Source organism: Streptomyces fractus, from assembly GCF_049844455.1.
Taxonomy (GTDB): Bacteria; Actinomycetota; Actinomycetes; order Streptomycetales; family Streptomycetaceae; genus Streptomyces; species Streptomyces fractus.
Genome location: NZ_JBMYHI010000002.1, coordinates 2,897,297 through 2,918,583, shown reverse-complemented (window position 1 = coordinate 2,918,583; position 21,287 = coordinate 2,897,297). Strand labels below are relative to the sequence as shown.

At 65.7% G+C, this 21,287-nt stretch carries 25 protein-coding genes; 17 read left to right on the top strand and 8 right to left on the bottom strand.

Annotated features, from left to right (window positions below; all coding sequences use genetic code 11):
• Positions 1 to 73 precede the first annotated feature (73 nt).
• The 3 genes from ACP4E5_RS14875 to ACP4E5_RS14865 all read left to right on the top strand — a co-directional run bounded on the left by ACP4E5_RS14875 (position 74) and on the right by ACP4E5_RS14865 (position 1,426).
• Positions 74 to 364, top strand: a complete 291-nt coding sequence (locus tag ACP4E5_RS14875) for a WXG100 family type VII secretion target (RefSeq protein ID WP_425828831.1) — start codon at positions 74 to 76, stop codon at positions 362 to 364.
• Positions 365 to 506: 142 nt separating this feature from the next.
• Entirely contained in the window at positions 507 to 812 is a 306-nt protein-coding gene (locus ACP4E5_RS14870; protein ID WP_425828829.1) for a hypothetical protein, read from the top strand.
• Entirely contained in the window at positions 809 to 1,426 is a 618-nt protein-coding gene (locus ACP4E5_RS14865; RefSeq protein WP_425828827.1) for a hypothetical protein, read from the top strand. Before ACP4E5_RS14870 ends, ACP4E5_RS14865 begins: the two co-directional genes overlap by 4 nt.
• Before the next feature lie 73 nt (positions 1,427 to 1,499).
• Here ACP4E5_RS14865 and ACP4E5_RS14860 read toward each other — a convergent pair whose 3' ends face one another.
• Positions 1,500 to 1,856, bottom strand: a complete 357-nt coding sequence (locus tag ACP4E5_RS14860) for a hypothetical protein (RefSeq protein WP_425828825.1) — start codon at positions 1,854 to 1,856, stop codon at positions 1,500 to 1,502.
• Positions 1,857 to 2,134: 278 nt separating this feature from the next.
• Here ACP4E5_RS14860 and ACP4E5_RS14855 point away from each other — a divergent pair, with 278 nt between their 5' ends.
• The 10 genes from ACP4E5_RS14855 to ACP4E5_RS14810 all read left to right on the top strand — a co-directional run bounded on the left by ACP4E5_RS14855 (position 2,135) and on the right by ACP4E5_RS14810 (position 8,823).
• The gene (locus tag ACP4E5_RS14855; RefSeq protein ID WP_425828823.1) at positions 2,135 to 2,458 is read left to right on the top strand and encodes a type VII secretion target; all 324 of its coding nucleotides are present in this window, start codon (positions 2,135 to 2,137) and stop codon (positions 2,456 to 2,458) included.
• A 2-nt stretch (positions 2,459 to 2,460) separates the two neighbouring features.
• Positions 2,461 to 3,219 (top strand): hypothetical protein, encoded by a 759-nt coding sequence (locus tag ACP4E5_RS14850; RefSeq protein ID WP_425828821.1) that lies wholly within the window; start codon positions 2,461 to 2,463, stop codon positions 3,217 to 3,219.
• A gap of 12 nt (positions 3,220 to 3,231) precedes the next feature.
• A complete protein-coding gene (locus ACP4E5_RS14845) occupies positions 3,232 to 3,744 on the top strand; it encodes an amidase domain-containing protein (RefSeq protein ID WP_425841345.1) in 513 nt (170 codons plus the stop codon).
• A gap of 230 nt (positions 3,745 to 3,974) precedes the next feature.
• Positions 3,975 to 4,709, top strand: a complete 735-nt coding sequence (locus tag ACP4E5_RS14840) for a WXG100-like domain-containing protein (protein WP_425828819.1) — start codon at positions 3,975 to 3,977, stop codon at positions 4,707 to 4,709.
• Positions 4,706 to 5,359 (top strand): NucA/NucB deoxyribonuclease domain-containing protein, encoded by a 654-nt coding sequence (locus tag ACP4E5_RS14835; protein WP_425828817.1) that lies wholly within the window; start codon positions 4,706 to 4,708, stop codon positions 5,357 to 5,359. The genes ACP4E5_RS14840 and ACP4E5_RS14835 overlap by 4 nt, the downstream gene beginning before the upstream one ends.
• Positions 5,360 to 5,378: 19 nt before the next feature.
• Complete coding sequence (locus tag ACP4E5_RS14830; protein ID WP_425828815.1) at positions 5,379 to 6,197, top strand: hypothetical protein; 819 nt, start codon at positions 5,379 to 5,381, stop codon at positions 6,195 to 6,197.
• Positions 6,194 to 6,850, top strand: a complete 657-nt coding sequence (locus ACP4E5_RS14825; protein ID WP_425828813.1) for an SMI1/KNR4 family protein — start codon at positions 6,194 to 6,196, stop codon at positions 6,848 to 6,850. The genes ACP4E5_RS14830 and ACP4E5_RS14825 overlap by 4 nt, the downstream gene beginning before the upstream one ends.
• A gap of 243 nt (positions 6,851 to 7,093) precedes the next feature.
• Positions 7,094 to 7,390 (top strand): hypothetical protein, encoded by a 297-nt coding sequence (locus tag ACP4E5_RS14820; protein ID WP_425828811.1) that lies wholly within the window; start codon positions 7,094 to 7,096, stop codon positions 7,388 to 7,390.
• 307 nt (positions 7,391 to 7,697) lie between these two features.
• Positions 7,698 to 8,360 carry a hypothetical protein gene (locus tag ACP4E5_RS14815; RefSeq protein WP_425828809.1) on the top strand — a complete coding sequence of 221 codons (663 nt, stop codon included), beginning with the start codon at positions 7,698 to 7,700 and terminating at the stop codon, positions 8,358 to 8,360.
• 235 nt (positions 8,361 to 8,595) lie between these two features.
• Positions 8,596 to 8,823, top strand: a complete 228-nt coding sequence (locus tag ACP4E5_RS14810) for a hypothetical protein (protein ID WP_425828807.1) — start codon at positions 8,596 to 8,598, stop codon at positions 8,821 to 8,823.
• A 580-nt stretch (positions 8,824 to 9,403) separates the two neighbouring features.
• Here ACP4E5_RS14810 and ACP4E5_RS14805 read toward each other — a convergent pair.
• From ACP4E5_RS14805 to ACP4E5_RS14790, 4 genes are read right to left on the bottom strand one after another with little or no spacing between them, the layout of a single operon-like run.
• Complete coding sequence (locus ACP4E5_RS14805; protein ID WP_425828805.1) at positions 9,404 to 10,132, bottom strand: hypothetical protein; 729 nt, start codon at positions 10,130 to 10,132, stop codon at positions 9,404 to 9,406.
• Positions 10,120 to 10,836, bottom strand: a complete 717-nt coding sequence (locus ACP4E5_RS14800) for a hypothetical protein (RefSeq protein WP_425828803.1) — start codon at positions 10,834 to 10,836, stop codon at positions 10,120 to 10,122. The genes ACP4E5_RS14805 and ACP4E5_RS14800 overlap by 13 nt, the downstream gene beginning before the upstream one ends.
• Positions 10,833 to 12,260, bottom strand: coding sequence for a putative T7SS-secreted protein (locus ACP4E5_RS14795; RefSeq protein ID WP_425828801.1), 1,428 nt, complete (start codon positions 12,258 to 12,260; stop codon positions 10,833 to 10,835). The genes ACP4E5_RS14800 and ACP4E5_RS14795 overlap by 4 nt, the downstream gene beginning before the upstream one ends.
• Entirely contained in the window at positions 12,257 to 12,664 is a 408-nt protein-coding gene (locus tag ACP4E5_RS14790) for a WXG100 family type VII secretion target (RefSeq protein WP_425828799.1), read from the bottom strand. Before ACP4E5_RS14790 ends, ACP4E5_RS14795 begins: the two co-directional genes overlap by 4 nt.
• Before the next feature lie 375 nt (positions 12,665 to 13,039).
• Between ACP4E5_RS14790 and ACP4E5_RS14785 the strand changes: the two genes are divergently transcribed.
• From ACP4E5_RS14785 to ACP4E5_RS14770, 4 genes are all read left to right on the top strand, one after another.
• Positions 13,040 to 13,432, top strand: coding sequence for a hypothetical protein (locus ACP4E5_RS14785; RefSeq protein WP_425828797.1), 393 nt, complete (start codon positions 13,040 to 13,042; stop codon positions 13,430 to 13,432).
• 68 nt (positions 13,433 to 13,500) lie between these two features.
• The gene (locus ACP4E5_RS14780) at positions 13,501 to 14,907 is read left to right on the top strand and encodes a WXG100 family type VII secretion target (RefSeq protein WP_425828795.1); all 1,407 of its coding nucleotides are present in this window, start codon (positions 13,501 to 13,503) and stop codon (positions 14,905 to 14,907) included.
• A gap of 92 nt (positions 14,908 to 14,999) precedes the next feature.
• A complete protein-coding gene (locus ACP4E5_RS14775; protein WP_425828793.1) occupies positions 15,000 to 16,370 on the top strand; it encodes a S8 family serine peptidase in 1,371 nt (456 codons plus the stop codon).
• 123 nt (positions 16,371 to 16,493) lie between these two features.
• The gene (locus ACP4E5_RS14770) at positions 16,494 to 17,885 is read left to right on the top strand and encodes a S8 family serine peptidase (RefSeq protein ID WP_425828791.1); all 1,392 of its coding nucleotides are present in this window, start codon (positions 16,494 to 16,496) and stop codon (positions 17,883 to 17,885) included.
• Between the two features lie 31 nt (positions 17,886 to 17,916).
• On the opposite strand, the gene ACP4E5_RS14765 is transcribed toward ACP4E5_RS14770, so the two are convergent.
• Genes ACP4E5_RS14765 through ACP4E5_RS14755 form a run of 3 tightly spaced genes read right to left on the bottom strand, consistent with a single transcriptional unit; the run spans position 17,917 to position 21,143 of the window.
• Positions 17,917 to 18,186: a PIN domain-containing protein gene (locus ACP4E5_RS14765; RefSeq protein WP_425828789.1), complete on the bottom strand. Its 270-nt coding sequence runs from the start codon at positions 18,184 to 18,186 to the stop codon at positions 17,917 to 17,919.
• Between the two features lie 48 nt (positions 18,187 to 18,234).
• Complete coding sequence (locus ACP4E5_RS14760; RefSeq protein WP_425828788.1) at positions 18,235 to 19,785, bottom strand: outer membrane protein assembly factor BamB family protein; 1,551 nt, start codon at positions 19,783 to 19,785, stop codon at positions 18,235 to 18,237.
• Complete coding sequence (locus ACP4E5_RS14755) at positions 19,782 to 21,143, bottom strand: hypothetical protein (protein ID WP_425828786.1); 1,362 nt, start codon at positions 21,141 to 21,143, stop codon at positions 19,782 to 19,784. Before ACP4E5_RS14755 ends, ACP4E5_RS14760 begins: the two co-directional genes overlap by 4 nt.
• Positions 21,144 to 21,287 lie beyond the last annotated feature (144 nt).

Sequence of the window (21,287 nt, the reverse complement as noted above, 5' to 3'; positions counted from 1 at the left end):
CCGACAGCGGGCAGCGCGTCACCGACGTAATCCTTCTTCACCTTTCCGTCCAACATCCCCCGGGGGAGACATCATGTCCGGTCAGGTTCTGGTCAATTTCCAGACCATTTCCCAGGCTTCGCAGGACGTCAAGTCCACGGCCAGCAACGTCCGCCAGCAGCTCGACGACCTCGAGGCTGGCGTCAAGCGCATCGCTTCGACCTGGGAAGGTTCGGCCCAGGAGGGCTACCAGGCCAAGCAGCAGGAGTGGGACCGTCGCGCCGCGTCCCTCCACCAGACGCTCGAGTCGATCGCCCGCGCGCTCGACACGGCCGCCCAGAACTACCAGGCGACCGAGAGCCGCAACACCAGCGTCTGGTCGTAACGCTCAGCGGTACGTGACGGGGGGCGGCGGGTGCGATTGCACCGGCCGCCCCCGGTGGCATGTACGGGCATATGCAGGCACGTACGAGGCGCATGCACGGGGCCCACTCGATGAAGCCGGAATCTGGAATATCCCGGATGCCATGAAGGCTCTCAAAGCGCTCGCCAGGACGAGCAGGTTCAGCACCGCGAAGCCGTGGACCTGGAAGCACGTCGGTGACCTCAAGACGGCCGACGGACTCTCCGCGTTCGCTGCCAAGAAGGTCGTCAAGGCGACCGGTAAAGCGGCGCTCGGCGCTGTCGGACTCACCGGGGACCCAGTGGGGCAGACCGCTCAAGAAGGCGCGACAGGTGCTGCGGGCAACGCCGCCGACGAAGCCGACGAAGCCGATGAAGCCGACGACTGGCTGTCCGGCAAAACCGCTTCGACTGAGGTACGTATCCGATGAACAAGGAATGCCGCAGCCAGGCCGAATCGCATCTGCAGGCTGGCGAGCCGCTACTCGCCGTCTGCGAGTGCGAGTTGGCGCCAGGGGCGCCGGACCGACCGGTATGGCTGCGTCGACCGCCGCAGGAATCCGATCTGGAGCGCCAGTTCAAGTCTCGGCTTCCGGGGGCAGTGCAACGGTTCCTGCAGCCGAGCGCTCCCCAGCCGGACTCCCGGATCGAGCGCACCATGGAAGGTGCCGAGCAGGCGGTCGACAACGGCCTGTCGAGGGCCGCACACGGCGAGGGGCTGCACGGCGGCTGGGAGAGCCAGGCCGGGGAGTTCTTGGTCAGGCACTACAGCGCCGCGCATCTTCCCGCTCCGCGGCTGGCGGTCACGTTCACCGACCGCCGTGTGCTCGTCCTGGCGGATCGCGCGAAACCATGGCAGTTCAAGCGGGTGCACGAACTCCAATGGGAGGCGCCGCGATCCACTGTCGCCGGTATCCGTGCCAATCCCAAGGGGGTCGTTCAGCGGGGGCGCTTGGAGCCGGCCTTTGCCGACGGCTCATGGATCGCCCTGGTGGCATCGGTCCCGACGCATGCGGAGCCGTTCGCCGCGCAGGTAGCCGCCTGAGGGTGGGGCGGTCCGCCGCATGCCTTGCGGGGTGTGGCCTTACCGACCTCCGGCGATGGCAGATCGACAGTCCTCACCCGAACATCGGCCCGTCCCCCAGCATCGCGATCCCCGCCCCCACACAAATCGCCGCGAACGCACACCGCGTCCGCCCGAACCGGGCCAGCAGGACCCCGCACCCGCTCACCACACCGCCCGCGAGGTAGAGGACCGTCCACGCCCCGGCCTCGCCGCTCTGGTCGAGACGGACGCCCGTGAGGACGATGGCGACGAGTGCGACCAGCGCGGAGATCCCACCGGACACCCGGCGCGCCTGCCGGGCCGCGCGCGGACGGTCCAGCACGAGTCCCTGCTGCCCCTGGCCCCGGAACCGCGTCTTCAGCGTCTTGGGCGCCTTCAGCTGTTCGTCGTATTCCGAGCCATAAGTCATGTCGCGGAGCCTAAACGCCACCGATCTCCCGGGTGATGGACGCGACAGCTTCCCTACACTCCCCGCCCATGTCGACACCTCACGGCCACGCACCTGCACCTACCGTCACCGTCATACGTACTGGTCAACGCGACGCGGTCCGTGGGCCGGCGACGGCAATGCTTCGGTACCCGTACCCCGGTACCCGTACCCCGGCACCCACACTCCGGGGCCCGTACGATGATCGCCGGATTCGAACCGTCGCCAGCGGTTCACAACGGGGGAGTCGTCCAACGCCCATGGCAGACATCGACATCAATGCCGCACGCGTACGCGCCACGGCCCACGACACCGAGTCCCTGGCCCGCCAGACGGCCAAGCGCCTCGGCCACGCACTCGACACCAGCGACGAGGTCCACGCCACCCACCGCGGCCACGGCTGGCAGGGCCCGGCCGAACTCAGGGCGTGCGCGCGCAAGTGGGAGGAACACATGGTGTCCCTCGCCGAGCGGATGGGCGAGCTGAGCGATAAGTTGCGGGATTCCGCGGACAGTTACGACCGCGCGGACGCCGAGGCCGCATCCCGCCTGCGCACCGGCCTGGCCGACCTCGGGAGGCCCTGACCATGGTCTCGTACGAGGGTGTGGCGGGCGCCCACCCGAGGACCTGGGCCACCGCGGCCGACGAATGGCACGCCCTCGCCAAGCACGCCCTGGGCGCGGCGAAGGACCTCCGCGAGTACGGCGCGAAACCGCTCGCCGACAACTGGACGGACGAGGTCGGCGCCAAGGCGGCCGCCGAGTTCGCGATCCTCGCCGACCAACTCGAGTCCGCGTACGACATCCTGCTCGCCGTCAACATGGTCGCCGACGGCATGACGACCACCATCGAGACCGCGCAGGGCACCCTGCACGCAGCGATGGACCTCGCCGCGCGCCACGGCCTGGAGATCGCCACCGACGGCACGGTCACCGATCCGTCGGAGGCGGTGGAGGAGGCGGAGACCAAAGACGTCGAACCGTACAAGTCCAAGGCGCCCAAGGCGTCCGAGGTGCAGGACCTCATCGATCAGGCGGTCCAACAGGCCACCACAGCCGACAGGTTGGCTGCGGCCGAGTTCGCCAGGCTCGCCGCCCAGACAAGTGTCACCGATCCGGACAAGGCGCTGGACGACCTCCAGGAGCACGCCTCGCACGTCCAGCTGCGGATGCTCGCCGCCGACATCCCGGTCGGCGCGGACAGTGCGACGGCCCGCCGCTGGTGGAAAGGCCTCACGCCCGAGCAACGCAAGGACATGATGCTGGCCCAGCCGGTCGCCCTCGCCAACCTGGACGGCATCCCCGCCGACGTACGCCAAGAACTGCGCGGCACCGACGGCAAGTAGGACCGCGTGAAGATGGTCGAGTACGCCCTCGCCAACTGGAACAAGGCCGACCCCACCGACTTCGGCAACAACTGCGCCAACTTCGTCTCCAACGCCCTGCTGCACTCGGGCATGAAGGAGAAGACGAGCTTCTGGGGCCCCGCGGACGACGACACCTGGATGATCGGCCACCGCACCGGCATCGACGCGATCGACAAACGCATCGCCTACTCCGACTCCTGGGCCGCCGCCGAGAATCAGCAGAACTTCCTGCTCGCGCACGGTGGTTCAGAGGTGACGCAGGCGGAGGCGAAGCCGGGCGACATCATCTACTACGAACAGGCCGGCGCGGCCGACACGGCCGAGAAGGGCAATACGCACCACGCGGCGATCATCACCGCGGTGATGCCGGACGGCGAGATCAAGTACACCCAGCACAACAGCGAGTACCAGAACGTCAGCCTGGAAGGCCGCCTCCCCTCGACCGAGAAGACAGAGGGCGACCAGAACCTGCGCATCGTCCGCCCCGACCCGGACTGGTACTGATGCCTTCCCGCCGGATGCCTCGTCCCGGTGCTCCTGCTGGTCCAACTCGCTGCCCTGTACTGGGTGTACGCCCGGATCCGGCGGGTGGGCGGGACTGTTCGGGGCAGAGGACAACCCGCGCTTTGCCCTGACATGACTCACTCCATGAGGAAGCGTCACCTCCGGACAACTACCCTTCGAACAACCGTCACAGATAGGGCAGTTGCGCCACGGGGATACAGGGGGAGCGCATGGCTATCGAGTTACCGGACGAGCTTGTCTGGGTCATGGACCTGCTGGGGCTGAACTGGCCCCAGGTGAACGAGGACGCGGTCAACGAGTTCGCGGGGCACGTCCGCACCTTCGCGGGCGACATCGGTTCGACGCAGGAGCAGGCCTCCGCGACCATCCAGGCCATGGCGGCCTGCTACGAGGGGTCGTCGTACGACCGCCTCGCCGAGACCTGGAGCCGGCTGGCGACCAGCCATATGACCGAGCTCATCCAGGGATGCGAGATGGCGGCGGTCGCCCTGGAGGTCGCGGCGGTCCTCATCGTCGCGGCCAAGATGGCCGTCATAGCCCAACTCATCTTCATAGCAGCACAGTTGGCCGTGGCCGCCGCGACAGCCGTGGTCACACTGGGAGTGGCCGCCGCGGCTGAAGCGGCACTGATTCAGGTCACTAAGAAGGTGGTGAACGAACTCCTCGAGCGCGCCCTTGAGGAGATAGTCGCGCACCTCGCGTCCCAGGCCGTCGAACCGCTCGAGGGCATCGTGGGACGCGCCCTGAAGGGCCTGGTCCTGAAGGGCGTCGAGTCCGCCGGCGAAGCGATCGCAGGCCCCGCCGACGCGGGCGGCGGCACCGGATTCTCCGTCCACCCGGACGAACTGCTCAAGCACGCCGACGACTTCAAGAAGCACTCCGAGACCGTCGCCGGACACGCCGTCAAATTCAGCAACGCGGCGTCGGGAGTGTCGTTCGGATGAGCCACCCGATAGCGAAGGCGCTGGAAGAGGCGGCCGAGAGGATCGGCACCAAGCTGTCCAAGGAGGCCGGCCGGGCTGTTGGCGATATGTATCAGCAGGTCGGCCATGGGACGGAGAAGGTTGTCAAACACATCGTCGATGCGGATAAAACCCACGCGGACGAGCTTGTTAAAATCGCGGAGAGGATTGGTAAGAACCACGGGAGGATTGGCCCTGGTTCGAGGGCTCGGCTAGTGAACCAGGCGCAGGCCCGGTCCGAAATATCTCAACACTTCGGAGTCAAAGGCGAATACGATGCCGAGATGGTCGTGGACAAGGCCAAGTACCCCCACTCCGCCAGGCATATCGAGGAAGCCCAGAACGGAGTGATCTGGAGAGGCGATCAGTCGGAGCGGCGGGCGCCCAAACCGTCCGTGCTCACCGTTGACAAGCCGAACGCGGGGAACAATAGAGAAGATTCCTTGCGAGGTATTGATACTCGCCCCCCGGACGACCGTGACGAGTATCCTCCCGCCATGTACAAGGAGGGAGGGGCCGGGGCGAGCGTCAAGTACATTCCGGCAGGAGACAATCAAGGGTCGGGCTCCAGTATGGGCAGTGCAGTCCGGGGGTTGAACGATGGAGCTCGCGTCAAAATCAGAGTGCAGTAACTGTGAGGAGTAGTACCAGGTGAATGCCGCAGAACAGTTGATCTCGCGAGCCCGGCATGGACGGTACCGCGAGTCACTACCGGAACTGTTGCGGATGGCCCGGTGTTCGGATGGTCCGCGTGACGAGGCCTGGGAAGCGGCTGCGGCGGCAATTCAGATTCTGTTCTGGCAGGGTCGGTTTACCGAGGCCGCGGATCTGGCTGAGGACATCATCACCCAAGACGGTCCGCTCGGTGGCGAACTCTGCGATCAGGACACGCCTTTCTGCAATGCCTTCTTGGCCGCTGAGGTCCATGCGGGGGTACCGGCCGGGCCGCGCCTCCTGGCCGCCGCTGAGCACGTACCCAACGGTCGTAACCTGCGTGAGAACCTGCTCTGGCTGGCGCAGACACCGGAGGATCTCTCTGTTGAGGAACTGCTGCCCAACCATGCCGACTGGGGTGGCGCGGTCAAGCCTCTGGAACGGACGGGTGCCGAGCTGGCAGGCCGGGAGTTCAGCGAGTTGAATGTGCGGGACAAGGAGCTTCTCTGGCAGGCCCTGGCGGAGGCCAACGATTTCGAACGGGCCCGCGAGCTGGCTGAGTTGTCCGGGGAGACACCGACCAGGTTTGCCGTCTGTACATGGATGGCGGGCTGGTATGTCATGCAGGGAGACAGCGAACGTGGGGGGCAGATGCTGTTGGCTGCCCACAGTCGGTGGTGGCCGTACATGAAGTGGGACGCAATTCCGAGCGCCCCAGTCTTGCAGCCGACCCTGGGTCGGGCGGTGGACGAACAGGTGCGAGAGTATTACCTGACGCGGCCGATCGGCCCTGAAGCAGCGGAGGGGAACGCATGACGGACAGTGCACTTGAGCGGCTCATGGGCCGCGCCCGCGGGCCGATGGGGCCTTCGGTTGAGCTGGACTTCGGTGTCGATCACGGCCCGCTCGTGGAGCTCGGCGGGATCATCACCAGGATGAACGGCTTCTTCCTTTTCAACGGTGGTGTCCAGGTTTTCCGCGTAGGCGATGAAGGGCTCGGGCCGGACATGCTGTCGTGGAACACCGGAGAGATCTGGAAGGATACTTACGGCGGCCTGGCCGATGATCTGTTCTGCTTCGGGCAGGACCTTTTCGGAGCCCAGTTCGCCATCGTCGGTGACGAGGAAGTTGTTCGGTTCGATCCGGAAACTGCTGATGTAGAGCCCATCGGTACCAGCCTTGAGGATTGGGCGGCTTGGCTCCAGTCGGATCCCGACGTCAATGGGGTCAACTCGTTCTCGTACGCCTTCCAGAAGGAGAATGGCGCACTGAAGCCCGAGGAACGTTTGATCCCGCTTCAATTCTTCGTCGGGGGCGGCTCCTACGACTTCGACAATCTGTCTGTCAAGGACGGGGCTGTCGCCATGCAGATCCGAGGCCCCATCGCGCAGAAGATTCATGACGCACCGGATGGCGCCACGATCCACCTCAGTACGGCCCTACCGCCCACCCCGAACCCCTTCGGCTAACTCGGGGTTGCATTACGGCGATCGCGGGGCAGGGGGGGATTGACAGTACGCCGTGGGTCTTACGCCTCTTTGTGTCGAATCTATGTTGAGTTCGTCCACGAATTGCCCCACATTGAGCCCTTCTCGGTAACGTTTCGTGTCCGCCGATGGCTTCATAGGGAGCCGAGATAGCGTTGAGCGCCTATTGGGCGGATGGCGCATACAGGGGCGCGTGAGCTGTGAGGGCACGGGGAGGCCACCAACATGTCAACGGGGTACGAGTTCGATCAGGACAAGGCGATGCAGGCCTTCAACCGGCTCAGTGAGGTCGCCGAGCGGATGCAGGCAGCTCGCAAGAGACTCAAGACGGTCGGCCCCAAGACGTTGGGGACCGACGGACTCGACGACGCCTGTGACACCTTCCAGGACGAGTGGGAGGACGGCATCACCCGTATTGAGCGCGCCTCTTCGGAGATTGCCGACAAGCTCAAGACCACGATGGACGAGGGTTGCCCAAGTTCCGGTATCTGTGCGAGATGCCGACGACGGCGGAACCGCTGACCTGCCGCGCGGTCTCCTGCAGACGTACGTTCCGTTGCCCGGCACAGCGGATTTGCTCCTTTTCGAGCTGAGTGTCTTCACCCCACAGGGCTGGGAAACACACTCGGAACTCTTCGCCGAGATTCTGCGAACCATTGACTGGGCGACGGACACGGAGACCGTCCAGTACACGAGTGCCCATCAGCCGGCGGTTGGGGTCGTGCCCCAGCAGCGAGTTGAGACCGGCCCTGCAACAACTCCGTTCGGATAATCGAGCGCGTCGTGGTCCGCCACCCCCTCCGCCCAGCTCACCCCAGGAGCCAAGCTCATGATCGACAGTGTCCGTGCAGCCGAGTTCGCCGAGGTAATGCGCCCGCGCGTTGCCGAACTGCTTGAAGCGCGGACACCCGTCGTCGCACTCTGCTTTATCGAACGTCTTCCGTTGTGGAAGGAGGCGGAACCAGCCGCCCCCACGGAGATGCGCCCTGAGGTGTTCAATAATCTCCGCCGGTCCGGAAACGTGTTCAGCAAGGTTTGGGCGGCTTCTTACCAGTTGTTCCTGGGAGGCGACAACAAACCGCCAGCGGGCCCGAACTTCAGCGGCGATCCGAATAAGCGGGAGAAGTACAAGCAGAGCAATCGCGCCTTCTGGGGCGGTTGGAACAGCCTGGCCGGGCAGTTGGAGGCCGCCACCCAGCCGCGTTCAGGCTGGCTGTGCATCCATTCCTTCCTGGTCCTCAGCCCCGAGCACCTGCAGGTCTTCTATGCCCCGAGTGCTCAGGCAACCGAGTACGAGGTCGGTGAAGGTGCCCAGGCCGGCCGGCAGATTCCACGCTCGCGTTTGAGCTGGATCCGGAAGCACCACAAGAAGGAAGGCTGCTTCGAGTTCGGCTTCGACGACGGTTCCTGGTGCACGCTCTACTTGCCGGCCCACGAGGAGGCCATGCCGCAGATTCCTGGGATTCTGGCGGCGGGGGCGTCTACGCCGTGAACGTGTGGAGGCCGTGAGTGAGCAATCCCCCCTATGTTCACGGTCCGCTGAAGCAGTGACCAGGTAGGCAACAGGTAAACGAAGCGGTACTCCGAGGAGTACAAGCGGGACGCGATCGAGCTCGTACGCTCGTCGGGCCGTACGGTGACCGACGTCGCGTGCGAGTTTGGGATCAGGAACAGGCGCTCGGTTGGTTCGCGGGAGACTGGGAGGCGTACGCAATGTGCGCTGAGGTGTGGCAGATGTCGCATTCAAGTACTTCGATGAGCTGGCAACAAGGATCACCGAAGTCGACACGTCGCTGAAGGATTTTCAGGGGGTGTGGATCCGTCATCAAATGAACGACGAGCTTTTCGAGTTCGGCTTCGCCGACGGATCCTGGGCCACCCTGCATCTCCCGGCCCACGAACCGTTCACCACTCAGGTGTCGGGCATCCTCCCGGCCGGAGCGGCGAGGCCGTAGAGCGGAGCGCGTCGTCCCGGTGCGTCGGCACACCCCGTCGGTCGCATCAGCACACGAAGAGCCTTGCGGTGATCGGTCTCGTACGCGTCGGCCGGTCCTGTCGGAGGCAGGTCAGCCGTTCGGTGCGGACGCAATCGCTCCCCCGGCGATCAACACCACAAGTCTGGCCGTACTGAGAGTGCCACGGACACGACGAATCCGCCGCGAAGCAGTGACACGCAGTTCACGAGCAGGTAGCGCACAGCGAAGACCAGGGTGACGGCGGCAGTACGCGGAGGGCCGGCCTTTCCGCTCTGGCGAGTTGTTGATCTCGCAGCTGAATCGGCGGATCCTGAGGCCTATGGGAAACAGATCGACCGTGCTGCGGAAGACGCGCAGTCCGTCGATGACTATATCAAGCGATACGGCGCGGCGCCTGGACAAGTCCAGTACGGAACAAGGCCTGTTGCTGGCGCCGCTGGAGTTGCACGACCAGGCGATGGACGAAGCTGGATGCTACGTACCCCTTCATCCCGCTTGAGCGTGCCGAGTGGGGGGGCTGGGCTCGCCCATTCACCCTGGCAGTTGCTGGACGAGGGCGTTACCCGAAGACGGAGCTCACGGATCCCGCAGTGCTCACACGGGTAGCCGTACCGTCCTCGGCCGCGAAATCGTCCACGGCGGCCCGGTCGACTTCCGTGGTCTCGGCGATTCCGGACAGGAGCGACGCGAAGTCGGGAAAGAGCTCGAGAGACGGGCTGCTGATATTGAGGACAAGGAGGCGGGATATCTCCGGCAGCGGAATGTACGCCTCAGCGGTGGCGATTGTCAGCTCAGTGGCCGGCTGCCCAGCGGACTGCGACAGCACCGTCGTTGTTGCGGAGAACACCACCACAGCAGGGCGTCCAGCAGCGGTCGTGCGGAAGACCTCTTTGGCCGGGTCCGCCGATAGTGCCTCCACGAGGCCTGTGACGGCGAGTTCGGCGTCCGAACTGTCTGCCGTTTCTGCACGGATGAGTAGCGTCGCGCTGCCCGGCTGTTCGTTCTCGGTGGCAACGAAGCACACGCCGGCGTAGAGCGCACCGTCATCCGCCGCCGAGTCGGCGAACTCGCGATACCAGGTGGCGACCGTCTCGCGCTGAAAGTCGGTTCCGGCCGACCAGAGGCCATCGGCCAGGTCATCGACGCGCTCGGCCCTTTCCTCCTCCGGTAGTTCGAGCCCCAGGGAATGGATACCGTCGGGGATCCACAGCGTGACGGCGTCATCGAACTCGACGGTGGACGACTCATGCCCGAACTCGGAACCCGGTGGATTCATCATCGGCTCCATGCGTGCAGGGTCGCCTGCGCGTACGCGATACCGGGATGCAGGTGGTTACCGGAATGGATGTACGTACTACTCACTCCTCGGTAGTCCAAGCCCCATTGTTCGCCTCGTCGCCACTTGGTTCGCGATGGCGGCTCCCAGTCCAACCACGTCGCGTCGTCGCCCAGCAATGAGAACACCAACGCCAGAGCAAAGACGACGAGCCAGAGAGGCGAGAGCAGCGCGAAGAGCAGCCAGGAATACCAGGTGCCCTTACGCCCGGTGAACGAGGCGTTTTCTTGCGTCAATTGGATGGTCCACCGTGTACGCCTCGGCCATGGCAGCAGGGTGCCGGGCGCGCGATTGATCCGTGCGAGGGGGGTTCCGTCGGGCGAGAACACGTCGTGTGCACTGTCGCCTGTCACCGGACGCACCGTGCACAGTGTTTCTTGCTGCGGCGAGGCCGAGACGATGGCGAACGCGCCGCTTCGTTTCTTGCGGATCTCCGGCAGGGCCCTCAGGGCAGCGGCCAAGTCCTCCGGCGGGGCCTCGAGAGCACCTTTGCCTGCACCGACCTGGTCGGCCTGCTGGACGACGAAGGCGAGTGGCAGCGACTCCTTGCCCCCACCCCGCGGAGAGAGCGTGTCGAAGGCCCCTGGGGGACAACCAGGCTGATCGCCCCTGGCATAGCCGAGGACCGAGAATCCGTGATTCTTCATTGAGTTCACCCCAGGGCTCCGGCTGCCGGAGCGTCGGAGTCCCCGCTTTCGAGGCCTTTTGTGACAGCGCCCTTGAGCTTGAGACCGATCTGTGTGCCGCGCGACCACCACGACATGGGGTCGAGTGAACCGTCGGCGCGGGTGGCGGCGACGACGCTGGGCACGTTCTTCAGCGGCGTACTGGTGAAGACGTGACTGACTCGGTCGGCCACGAGCCCACCTTCGGAGAACTTGGCCATGTGCGTCTGCCACGCCAGGTTCATGCGGTCGGCGACGCCCAGCCCCTTGGCGTCGAACTTGACGACGGCCTCCGCTCCGAGCCTTTTGGCGACGCCGGTGGCGGCACTCTCGACACCTTGGACGGTTCCGCCCATAGCATCGGAAATCTTGCTGACGGTGTTGACGCCCTTGAGTGCGCGCTCGCCATTCCCGGCCGTCCTGAGGGCCACCTTCGTTCCCTTGGCGGCGGTACCCAGAAACTTGCCGGCGGGCAGAACTCCCAGCCCGTCCAGCAGCAGCGTCTTGCCGCCCACGTCGGCCCCGCCCACCTTGGCGGCACCGTGGGCGGCCAGCGCTCCGACGGACAGAGCTCCACCGGCGAGGGCGAGTCCCCCGGACAGCGGCGGGCACCACATCGTGGCCAGGGCGAGGATCCCGAAGACGGCACCGGCGGTGCTCAGCCAGTCGCCGATGGTCTTGAGCAGGTCCGCGTGCTTGGTACACCAGTCCTGGATGGAATGACCAAGGCGCTGCATGGCGTCGCCGAGCCTCTCCCAGAAGCCGGTGTCCGGGGCGTTCTGGTTGGCCTTGCGCAGCTTGCCGGCGACGACGTTCGCCTCGTCCTGATGGGTTCTGAGCAGTTCCTCCGCCTTCTTGATGATGGCGTCGAAGTCGTCCTCGGCGGCGGTCAGTTCCTTGCTCGCCGCATCGAGCGCCTGGTCGGCCTGGGACAACCGCTGCTGGGCGGCATCGATCTGCGACTGTGCGGACTGGAGTGCGTTCTGGTCGGCGAAATTCTGGCCGACGTATCGGAATGCCGGGTCGTTGGCGGCGTTGTTGTAGGCCGTGGTGGCGCGGTCCTTGGCGGCACCCTGCTGTTCCTTGCGCTGCTTGGCAGCCTCGGCTTCCGCCTCGTAGCGGCGAGCGGTGTCCTGATACCCGGCAAGGGCGCCACGCCACGCGTCCAATTGGGCTCGGGCGCTGTTGAACGCCTCGTGGCTGTCGCGCAGCAGTTGCGGCAGGTCACTGACCTTCTCGGCGAAACGGCTGGCCGCCTCGCCCTCCCACGTCTTCTGCCCGGCGAGGGCGGTGAGAGTGCGTTGCGCTCCATCGAGCGAGGAGGCAGAGGAAGAAAGTTGTCGTACGAGTTCGTCGACGCTACTCAACTGGCCGGGGGCCGGATCGAAGCCAATGGCAGGGAAGGCTGTGCTCACGGCCGGCCTCCCGGCGGTGTTGGGGCCGGAGTGGGAGACGGGGAGGAGGGGGAGGCCGACGGTGTTGAGGAAGAAGGGGACAGAGGGGTCGGCGATGGCTGTGCCGAAGGTGTGGCGCCCTTGGACATCGCATCGCGGATGGCTTCCTCGGTCGCCTGGTAGTTGCTCTTCGTGGTGCGCAGCTTGTCCTCGATCTGCTGAGTACCGTCAGCGATCTTGGTAATGGCGTCGTCCCAACTGTCGTGGAACTCGTCGCACGCATTGTCCAGAGACTTGCTGCCGGTGCTCTTCGGCCCGGTGTCCCGCATGGAACTCAGTGCTTTACGCATACTGTCCTGGCTCTGATGCAGCTGCCGTATCAGTTGGTCGAGCTCATCGACCTCTACCTTGAAGTGGTCTCCCACGCTTTCGTCCCTCTTGGTAGCGGGTCGGCCGGGTGGCCAAGGGGGGTTTATGCCCAGAGCCACCCTATCGACGTGCATTGACGGGTCGTGCCACGGACTCTGACCACCACAGCCGTGGCAGCGTAGCCATGCCCAAACCGGGCCGGCGCTCGGTGACCCGCCCCCTGGCCGGCGGGACACGCATGAGGTGATTGACCGATGTATGCCCCTAGAGGGGCGTATCCGCCACGCCTGTCGCGGAGTTGTGACGGGTAGCACCGAGCGAGGTGCGGGTGCCGTTCGATAGGCTAAGGGCAGGCTTGTGACAGGGGACCGGACTTATCGCCCCCAAGGGGAAGAACGGGACTAGCGGGATGAACGGGGAGGGTCAGGCGCATGGCCAGTGACGGGTACAAGGTCGATCTGAGTGCGCTCGACAACGTCATCAAGAGGTTGAACGCGGTTATTGGTGACCTTGGCAAGGCGAACGCGGACACGGAGCACAGGACGTACCTGGCCGCGGGCGCGCTGGGCAGGAGCGTGGGCGGACACCGCTTCGAGGAGGCGGAAGATCTCGCCAAGGCGCACTCCGAAATGAGGGAGTACCTCAAGGACGTCGTCCGTCACCTGGAGTCGGTGATGGACGACTTCGGAGCCAAGACCAAGAAGGCGCACGGGGCGTATCAGGACGCCGAGGCAGACACGGCCGGCGGGATGCACGGGGCGGAGTCGGCTTCGGCACCGTCTTCATCGCCCAGGGCTTCCACGGGGTCGATGTCCGGTGTGTAGCAGGAAAAGCGCACGCGGTAGCGGGTATGTAGGGCATGAAGTGAGAGACGAAGGGGGCCTCGGGCGCAATGAGTGACGAGGGTACGGGCTACACCTACAACGCGCCGACCCAGTGCTACGTCGGCGACAACACGACTGACTTCAAGAACCTGGACATGGACACCATGAAGGCCATGGTCCAGGACGCCAAGCCGGACGACGTGCATGGCGCAGCCCGGGGCTGGAAGGGCGTCCACGAGCAGCTTGTCGGGATCAAGGAATCCTACGAGCATGCCGTGGCCGAGGTGATGCAGCACTGGGAGGGCTCGTCGGCCGACCAGTTCCAGGCCCGGTCGAAGGTGATCTCCAAGAAGATCCATGACACTTCCACGTACGCCTCGCATGTCTCCACTGCCATGACGAGCGCGGCGAACGTGCTCAGTGAAATCCAGCCCATCGTCAGGGACATGGAGAAGCCGAGCAGCGGCAGCAGCGCGGTGGACTGGGTGACCGACGGCGGCCGCGACACGGACGGCCTCGACCGGGACCTTGCCAACAAGAGTGTCTCTGCGCAGCAGATCGCTGACAGTCGCGAGGGTGACATGTCGGAGGGTCGCGAGGCGCAGATGAAGATGGCCGTGAAGATGGAGACGCTGGGGACGGCCTATAACGCGCAGAGTAAATCGATGGGGACGTGGAAGAAGAATCCACATGTGAGCGATGACGATGAATACCCGGGTGACCCTGGTGGAGTTGCCCCGGTGCCGATGCCCGCTGGGTCCGTAACCGCCCCCTCCGGCAGCGCCGGCACTGGGAAACTGGGTCGCTCCACCGGCTCAGGCGCACCGATCACGAATGTTAAGTCGCCGAAAACGAGCGGAATCAGCGGGGGAATCGGCTCGCAGAAGCCGACGGCCGGTTCGCAGATCGGCGCCGGCAACCTCAGTTTCAACGGCGGCTCGGGAACCGGAGCCGGCGGTATCGGTACGGGGGCCGGTGCTGGTACTGGTGGCATCGGTGGCGGCATGGCAGGTTCCGGAGCCGGCGTTGGCGCGGGTGGTGTCGGAGGAGCAGGGATCGGCGGCGGCATCGGTGCCGGTGCCGGCCTCGGTGCGGGCGCCGCAGGCCGTGGCGGCGCAGGCGCTATGGGGCGCGGCGGTCTCGGTGGTGGTGCGGGTGCTGGAGCCGCAGGCAAGGATGCCGCGAAGGGCCTGAAGGGCAACTCGCTCGCCCGTACCAAGGGTGGCGAGGTCGGCAAGTCCGTCGTCAAGCCGGGCTCAGGACAGCAGGGCGGTTCCGCTCTGCGTCAGAAGCCGAAGACCGCGACCGGTGGTGCCGGAAAGAACGCCGGACGGAATGGTCTCGCTGGGCACGGTGCTCAGACGGGCAAGGGCAAGGACAAGAAGGGTCGCGACAACTCTCGTCCGGACTACCTGGTCGAGGATGAGGAGACCTGGGCAAGCGGCCGCACCGTTAACCCCAAGGTCGTGGAATAGTCGGGTCTGCTGGTTAAGTATGCGGTGAAGACGAGACGGGGCCCGCAGCCTTCGGGCTGTGGGCCCCGCCCTGCGAGGGAAGGTGTTACGGCATGAGCTTCACGCGAGCGCTGCGCGCGATGGGCGCTGCAGCGGCGGCGGGAGCGCTGCTTTTCGCGGCCGCACCGACGGCGTCGGCTGACCGGGTAAGAGATGATCAATGGGCCCTGTCGGCCTTCTCTGCCGACAAGGTATGGAATGAGGCGACTGGAAAGGGCGTCACGGTAGCCGTCATTGACGGCGGCTTCAAGACGAACCACCCCGACCTCACTGGTCAGTTCCTCAAGGGCAAGAATTTCATCGACGGGGGTAACTCCGTAGCGCCCGACATGAATGAGGACAAGCCGCAGCACGGTACCGCAATGGCAGGCATCATCGCTGGGCACGGCCATGGTGCGGGCGGCGCGAGCGGAGTCAAGGGCCTGGCGCCGGACTCCAAGATCCTGCCCATTCGTGGCGACGGAACCAAGCCCGGAATTTTTGGCCCTGCGATTCGCTATGCCGTGGATCATGGTGCTGACGTCATCAACATCTCGCAGGGTTTTTGGTCGTCGACGGAATCGCCGAGGGATATTCAGGAACAGCGAGAGGCGATCAAGTACGCGGCAGATCACGAGGTTCCCGTCGTCGCCGCGTCTGGTAATGACGGGAAGACGGGGGACAGATACCTGAATAACCCGGCGAACCAACCGGGCGTGGTGACGGTTGGTGCTGTGGAATCAAGCGGTGAGATCTGGAGTAGGTCCAACTATGGTCCTCAGCTCATGCTTGCCGCTCCCGGGGTGAAGAACGTCGTTGCTGGTCTCGATGCCGACGGCTACGACTTGGGTAACGGCACCTCGGACGCCACCGCCTATACCTCCGCAGCCCTGGCTCTCCTCAAGCAAAAGTTCCCCGATCTTTCCGCAGGTCAGCTGGTCAACCGTCTCGTCAAGACCGCCGGGCTCCCCGCCTCCGCGAAGGGTACGTCGCTCCCCGACGAGCACTACGGCTACGGCTTTATCCAGCCGTTGGCCGCGCTCACGAAGGACATCCCGGCTGGCTCCAAGAACGGCCCGCTGAAGGTCGACGAGCTGAATGCCGCTATTGCCAAGGCCAAGGGTGGTAGTGCCTCCGCCCCGTCCTCCTCGTCACCCGACGCCGCCTCGGACTCCTCGGACTCCGGCGGCATCAGCACCGGCCTGATCGTCGGCATTGCCGCCGGCGTCCTCGTCATCCTGGCGATCGTCGTCATCGTGATCGTGCGCAGCCGCAAGAACAACGGCGGCGGCCCGCCCCCGCCCCCCGGCGGTGGCTGGGGCGGCGGTGGGCACCAGCCGTACCCGACGCAGCAGCCGTACCCGGGCTCGTACCCGCAGCAGGCGCCCCCCGCGCCAGGTTCGTACCCGCAGGCGCCCTCTCAACCGCTGTACGGGCAGCAGTAGTTATCGTCATCCACGCCCGCCTGGCCTTACGGTCCGGTCGCGCCTCGGTGGTTACTGGGACGAGAGGCGGGGTCCGCAGCCTTCGGGCTGTGGGCCCCACCCTGCGAGGGAAGGTGTTACGGCATGAGCTTCACGCGAGCGCTGCGCGTGGTGGGCGCTGCAGCGGCGGCGGGAGCGTTGCTTTTCGCTGCCGCGCCGACGGCATCGGCGGACCAGGTCAGAGACGACCAATGGCCCCTGACGGCGTTCTCCGCCGAGAAGGTTTGGGGCGAGGCGACCGGGAAGGGTGTCACGGTCGCGGTTATCGACGGTGGCTTCAAGACGGACCACCCCGACCTCGCGGGGCAGTTCCTCCAGGGCAAGGACTTCGTCGACGGGGACACGTCGGTCGAGCCGGACTCAGGTCAGGACAAGCCCGAGCACGGCACTGCGATGGCAGGAATTATTGCCGGGCATGGGCATGGGCATGGGCACGGGGCGGGTGGCTCTGCTGGGGTAAAGGGACTGGCGCCCGACGCCAGGCTTCTCGGCATCCGCGACGAAGGCGACAACAAGGACGGATTCGCGGCGTCGATCAAGTACGCGGTCGACAAGGGCGCCTCCATCATCAACATCTCGCAGGGTGGCCTCGATCCCGAGAATTCGCAGGGCAACCCGGCTGAACGTGAGGCGATCTCCTACGCCCTGGCCCATGGAGTGCTGGTCGTAGCCGGCTCAGGCAACGACGGCGTGGGTCCTGAGGAGTCACGGGATTTCTTCCCGGGCGCATACCCAGGTGTCCTGACGGTGGGGGCGATCGACGGTGGCGGGACGATTTGGAAGAACTCCAATTACGGCAGCCACCTGCTGTTGACTGCCCCCGGAGTCAAGATCGTCACTGCTGGTCTGGACTCCGATGGCTATGACGTGAACACCGGCACTTCCGATGCTACGGCTTACGTCTCTGCGGCTGCTGCCCTCCTCAAGCAGAAGTTCCCGGACTTGACCCCGGGCCAGCTGGCCAACCGCCTCGCCAAGACCGCAGGGCTCCCCGCTTCAGCGAGGGGGGCATCGCTTCCTGACGATCATTACGGCTATGGCTTTATCAAGCCGTACTCCGCCCTCACCAAGAACATCCCCGCTGGCTCCAAGAACGGTCCGTTGAAGGTGGACGCGTTGCATGCGTCCATCGCGAAGGACAAGGGCGGCGACTCCTTGGCCCCGCCGTCCTCGTCGTCCGGGAAGGCCTCCGACTCCTCGGATTCCGGCGGCATGAGCACCGGTCTGATCGTCGGCATCGCCGCCGGCGTCCTCGTCGTCCTGGCGATCGTCGTTGTGGTGATTGTGCGCAGCAAGAAGAACAATGGTGGCGGCCCGCCCCCGCCCCCAGGAGGTGGCTGGGGCGGCGGCGGGCATGCGCCGTATCAGGGTCAGCAGTACCCGGCGCAGCAGCCGAACCCGTATCAGCAGCAGGCGCCCGCCGCGCCGGGCTCGTACCCGCAGGCGCCGATGCAACCGCCGTACGGTCAGCGCTAGTTCAGTTGCACGCGGGCGGCCGCTCGGCCGATCAGGCGGGAAACGTGACGTGGGCTGTGCCCGCCAGGGCGACCCACTCCATCGGCCGTCCGGTCATCTCGGCGATCATGTCGTAGCCGCCGTTGTCGTGGACCTCGGCCGCCCGGTCCCAGACTTCGTCCGGGGTGGGTAGCCAGTCGAATCCGCGGAGGCCTTCTTGGGTGCGTTCGACGTCTGCCTTGGAACGGGCGCTGACCTGCTCGCGTCCCGAGCCGTCCGAGTTCTCCGTCGGGCCGGTGAGGTCGGCGGAGTGATGCCCCATGGGGTGAGGCGGACGACCGTCGAGACAGTCGTCCGCCCCCGCCGCTCGTCAGTCGTTCATTTTGATGAGGGAGGATTCGTGGGCCTGGTCCATCGTGGTTCCCTCCACGCGTTCGCCGCTGTTGGAGACCGAGGCCAGGAACAGTGAGCCGTCGTGCAGGTAGGGCATGGCCCAGGTGTCCTGGCCGAGTGCTCCGTCGAGGTGCCCGTAGTACTGCTTCTGCGTTTCCGTACCGGACTTGGGGTCGAGGCTGACGAGGTACATGGGGTAGCCGTCGCTTCCGAAGGTGTCCTCGCGCCAGCTGTTGTCGTCGTGCTTCACGGCCATCAGTTCGTCCCCGGTTCCTTGGACGAGGACGTACTGCACGTCGGTGCGGATGCCCGTGGACCAGATGCGCTTTCCGCTGTCGAGGTCGTAGGCGTCGATCGCCGACCACAGCGACGAGGTGTCGCGCACCTCGGCGATGTACAGGGTGTTGCCGATGACCTTCAGCGCGGCCTCCGGGTCACCTGCCGTCGCGCCCTCACGCTGCGAGAAGGAACTCTCGGCGGGCCGGGAACTGCCGGCCCCGCCCAGGACCAAGTCGCTCTTGACCTTGCCGTTGTCATCCAGGACGGTGAACCCGTTCTTCTTCACGGCCCAGGGGACGCCCACGATGACCGGGGACGTCGACACGATCGTCGCGTCGTCCCCGTAACCCCAGTCGCCCTTGCCCATGTCGTAGGTCCACTTGGCTTTGCCGGTCGCCGGGTCGACGCCTGCTGCCGTCGAGCTCTGTTCCTCCGGAGCGACGCCCACCCAGCGGGTCGTGCAGCGCTGAACCCGCACCAACTGCTTGCCGCCGACGTATCCCTCGCCCTTGCACGCCTTGCCGCCGTACGTCCCGTTCTTGCTGTCCTGCCAGAGCTGTTTGCCGGAACGCAGGTCGTACGCGGTCTTGTCGTTGACGACGACCGTGCCGCCGCTCACCGCCGTGCTGGGGCCGTCGTCACGCTTCGGGATCGTGTGCTGCCACAGCTTGTTGCCGGTCTTGAGGTCCAGGGCGAAGAGGCCGTTGCAGCTGTGGACGGTACCGACGGCGAGGACGGCGATGCCCTCGCTGGACACGGAAGAGGCGTGGCAGATCGTCGATGCGCCCTTTCCCGGAGCGGCCATGCCCCATTGAAGGTCGCCGCTGTCGGTGTCGAGCGCGCTGATGCCGTCGGTCTGGGCGCGGACGACCGTGTCCCCGGTGAACCAGGTGCCGAGGTAGTTCTGCGTGTCGGTCTGGCTTCCGTAGTAGGGAAGGCTCCACTCGACCGACGTCTTCGTGGGGTCCAGGAGCAGCCACGCCACCGACCCGAACACGGCCGTCACGATGATGCTGAGCACCAGCAGAAAGATCGTCAGGCCCTGGCCGCGCTTCTTCCCGGGCGCCTGGGATGCTGGATGCATCGGTCTGAACTGCGGTGGGGCGAAGGGCTGTTGGTGCTGCTGGGGTGGGTAGGCCTGTGGGGACGGGTACTGCGAACCGTAGGACTGTTGGGGCGGGTACTGCGAACCGTAGGGCTGCTGGCCCGGAGCGGGCGGCATGCCGTTGGAGTAGCCCGGGGTCGTCATGAGATCTGCTTCCTCACGTAGTCGGCCCAGGCGTCCTGGAACTCGTCCATACCCATACCGGTGGCCTTGGTCAGCTGCGCGTCCATCCCCTTGGGGTTCTTGTACTGCTCGGCCACGAAGGTGAGGGCCTTGTCCTCGCCGTACTTCTCGGCGATGAAGCGGATGGCCAGCCAGCCCAGGGCGTAGTGCGCGCTGTTCTCCTTGTCGATCGTGCTGTGGAAGTTCTCGCTGGTGGGGAGCTTGCCGTCGAAGGGGTCGACGAAGCGGTCCACGTAGTACGCCTTCAGGGTTCGCACCTCCCTGGACGCCTCGGCCGAGTCGTTCCGCATCGCCATGTACTCGGCGAAGCCCTCGACCACCCACAACTGCGCCTGGCCATCGGGGCCCGTCAGCGGCTCCACCATGGTGTGCGCGAGTTCGTGGTGGCTGATCTCGAGGACGCCCGACGCGTATGCGGGGCTGGTGAACCGGCTCTCCGCGGTGTCCATGACGATGCGGGCGCCACCGTTCTGAACGGTGACCTTCGCCTTGCTGCCACCCGCCGGTACCGCCGGCATCTGGATGGACACGCCCGCCTCGGAGATCGACTCGTCATCGCCGGTGCCCGCGCGGTACATGTTCTTGTACACCTTGCGGTTCTTCTCGAGGGTGACGACGAAGCCGGGCATCGTTCTGCCGCCCTTGGGGCCCTTGGCCTCCCAGACGGCGATATTGTCCTTCGCCGCCTTCTCGATGTACGGGGCGTAGCGACGGGCGTCGGCCACCTGCGCGGCGTCCGACATGATCACGATGTGCGGCTCGGTGGTGACGGCCATCGAGTCGTACGCGTCCCAGGGGGCCGGGTAGTTGGTCATCTTGCCGAACCCGGCGAGCTTCGGAGTGGCGGGCCCCACCGCGCTGACCTTGAGGCCCGAGTCCTCGGACTTCTTCTCGACCGTCCACCGGTACCACTCGGCGACGGGCGTGGCGTCGGCTCCCTTCACCTGGTGCACGAACGCCACGTCCACAGAGGCGGACGCGCCCGCGCCGTAGTGGTCGACGGCCCGGCCGTCGATGTTGAGGAACTGGTACTCGGACACCGCGAAGGGAACCTTGCGGAGGTTCGCGAACAGCGACGCCTGCTTGTTCTTCAGCGTCGGCGAACCACCGTCGAACGGAGCGAGATAGGTGTCCTTGTCACCGCCCGTGAGTGCCTCGGAGTGCTTCTTCAGGAGGCTCGACATGTCGGCCTGGGTGATCTCGGTGGCCTGTCCACCCTTGCCGGCCACGGGCAACGGGTCGTCGCTGACCGCCTGCACGATGCCGAACACCATCAGGATGAGCGACATGACGGCGATTCCGCCGAAGGCAACGGTCACCCACTTGAGGACCGGATTCACCGTGCGTGGTGCGGCACCTGCCTGCGGTGTGGCCGACGGCCCAGTGGGCGGCGTGGGCGGGGCGGGTGGCGGGGACGGTGGCCTGGGTGGCTGTTGCGGGGGATACGACTGCCCGTATCCCTG

Coding starts and splice junctions, on each gene's coding strand:
- ACP4E5_RS14875 (WP_425828831.1), top strand. CDS start 74: ATGTCCGGTCAGGTTCTGGTCAATTTCCAGACCATTTCCCAGGCTTCG.
- ACP4E5_RS14870 (WP_425828829.1), top strand. CDS start 507: ATGAAGGCTCTCAAAGCGCTCGCCAGGACGAGCAGGTTCAGCACCGCG.
- ACP4E5_RS14865 (WP_425828827.1), top strand. CDS start 809: ATGAACAAGGAATGCCGCAGCCAGGCCGAATCGCATCTGCAGGCTGGC.
- ACP4E5_RS14860 (WP_425828825.1), bottom strand. CDS start 1,856: ATGACTTATGGCTCGGAATACGACGAACAGCTGAAGGCGCCCAAGACG.
- ACP4E5_RS14855 (WP_425828823.1), top strand. CDS start 2,135: ATGGCAGACATCGACATCAATGCCGCACGCGTACGCGCCACGGCCCAC.
- ACP4E5_RS14850 (WP_425828821.1), top strand. CDS start 2,461: ATGGTCTCGTACGAGGGTGTGGCGGGCGCCCACCCGAGGACCTGGGCC.
- ACP4E5_RS14845 (WP_425841345.1), top strand. CDS start 3,232: ATGGTCGAGTACGCCCTCGCCAACTGGAACAAGGCCGACCCCACCGAC.
- ACP4E5_RS14840 (WP_425828819.1), top strand. CDS start 3,975: ATGGCTATCGAGTTACCGGACGAGCTTGTCTGGGTCATGGACCTGCTG.
- ACP4E5_RS14835 (WP_425828817.1), top strand. CDS start 4,706: ATGAGCCACCCGATAGCGAAGGCGCTGGAAGAGGCGGCCGAGAGGATC.
- ACP4E5_RS14825 (WP_425828813.1), top strand. CDS start 6,194: ATGACGGACAGTGCACTTGAGCGGCTCATGGGCCGCGCCCGCGGGCCG.
- ACP4E5_RS14820 (WP_425828811.1), top strand. CDS start 7,094: ATGTCAACGGGGTACGAGTTCGATCAGGACAAGGCGATGCAGGCCTTC.
- ACP4E5_RS14815 (WP_425828809.1), top strand. CDS start 7,698: ATGATCGACAGTGTCCGTGCAGCCGAGTTCGCCGAGGTAATGCGCCCG.
- ACP4E5_RS14805 (WP_425828805.1), bottom strand. CDS start 10,132: ATGGAGCCGATGATGAATCCACCGGGTTCCGAGTTCGGGCATGAGTCG.
- ACP4E5_RS14785 (WP_425828797.1), top strand. CDS start 13,040: ATGGCCAGTGACGGGTACAAGGTCGATCTGAGTGCGCTCGACAACGTC.
- ACP4E5_RS14780 (WP_425828795.1), top strand. CDS start 13,501: ATGAGTGACGAGGGTACGGGCTACACCTACAACGCGCCGACCCAGTGC.
- ACP4E5_RS14775 (WP_425828793.1), top strand. CDS start 15,000: ATGAGCTTCACGCGAGCGCTGCGCGCGATGGGCGCTGCAGCGGCGGCG.
- ACP4E5_RS14770 (WP_425828791.1), top strand. CDS start 16,494: ATGAGCTTCACGCGAGCGCTGCGCGTGGTGGGCGCTGCAGCGGCGGCG.
- ACP4E5_RS14765 (WP_425828789.1), bottom strand. CDS start 18,186: ATGGGGCATCACTCCGCCGACCTCACCGGCCCGACGGAGAACTCGGAC.
- ACP4E5_RS14760 (WP_425828788.1), bottom strand. CDS start 19,785: ATGACGACCCCGGGCTACTCCAACGGCATGCCGCCCGCTCCGGGCCAG.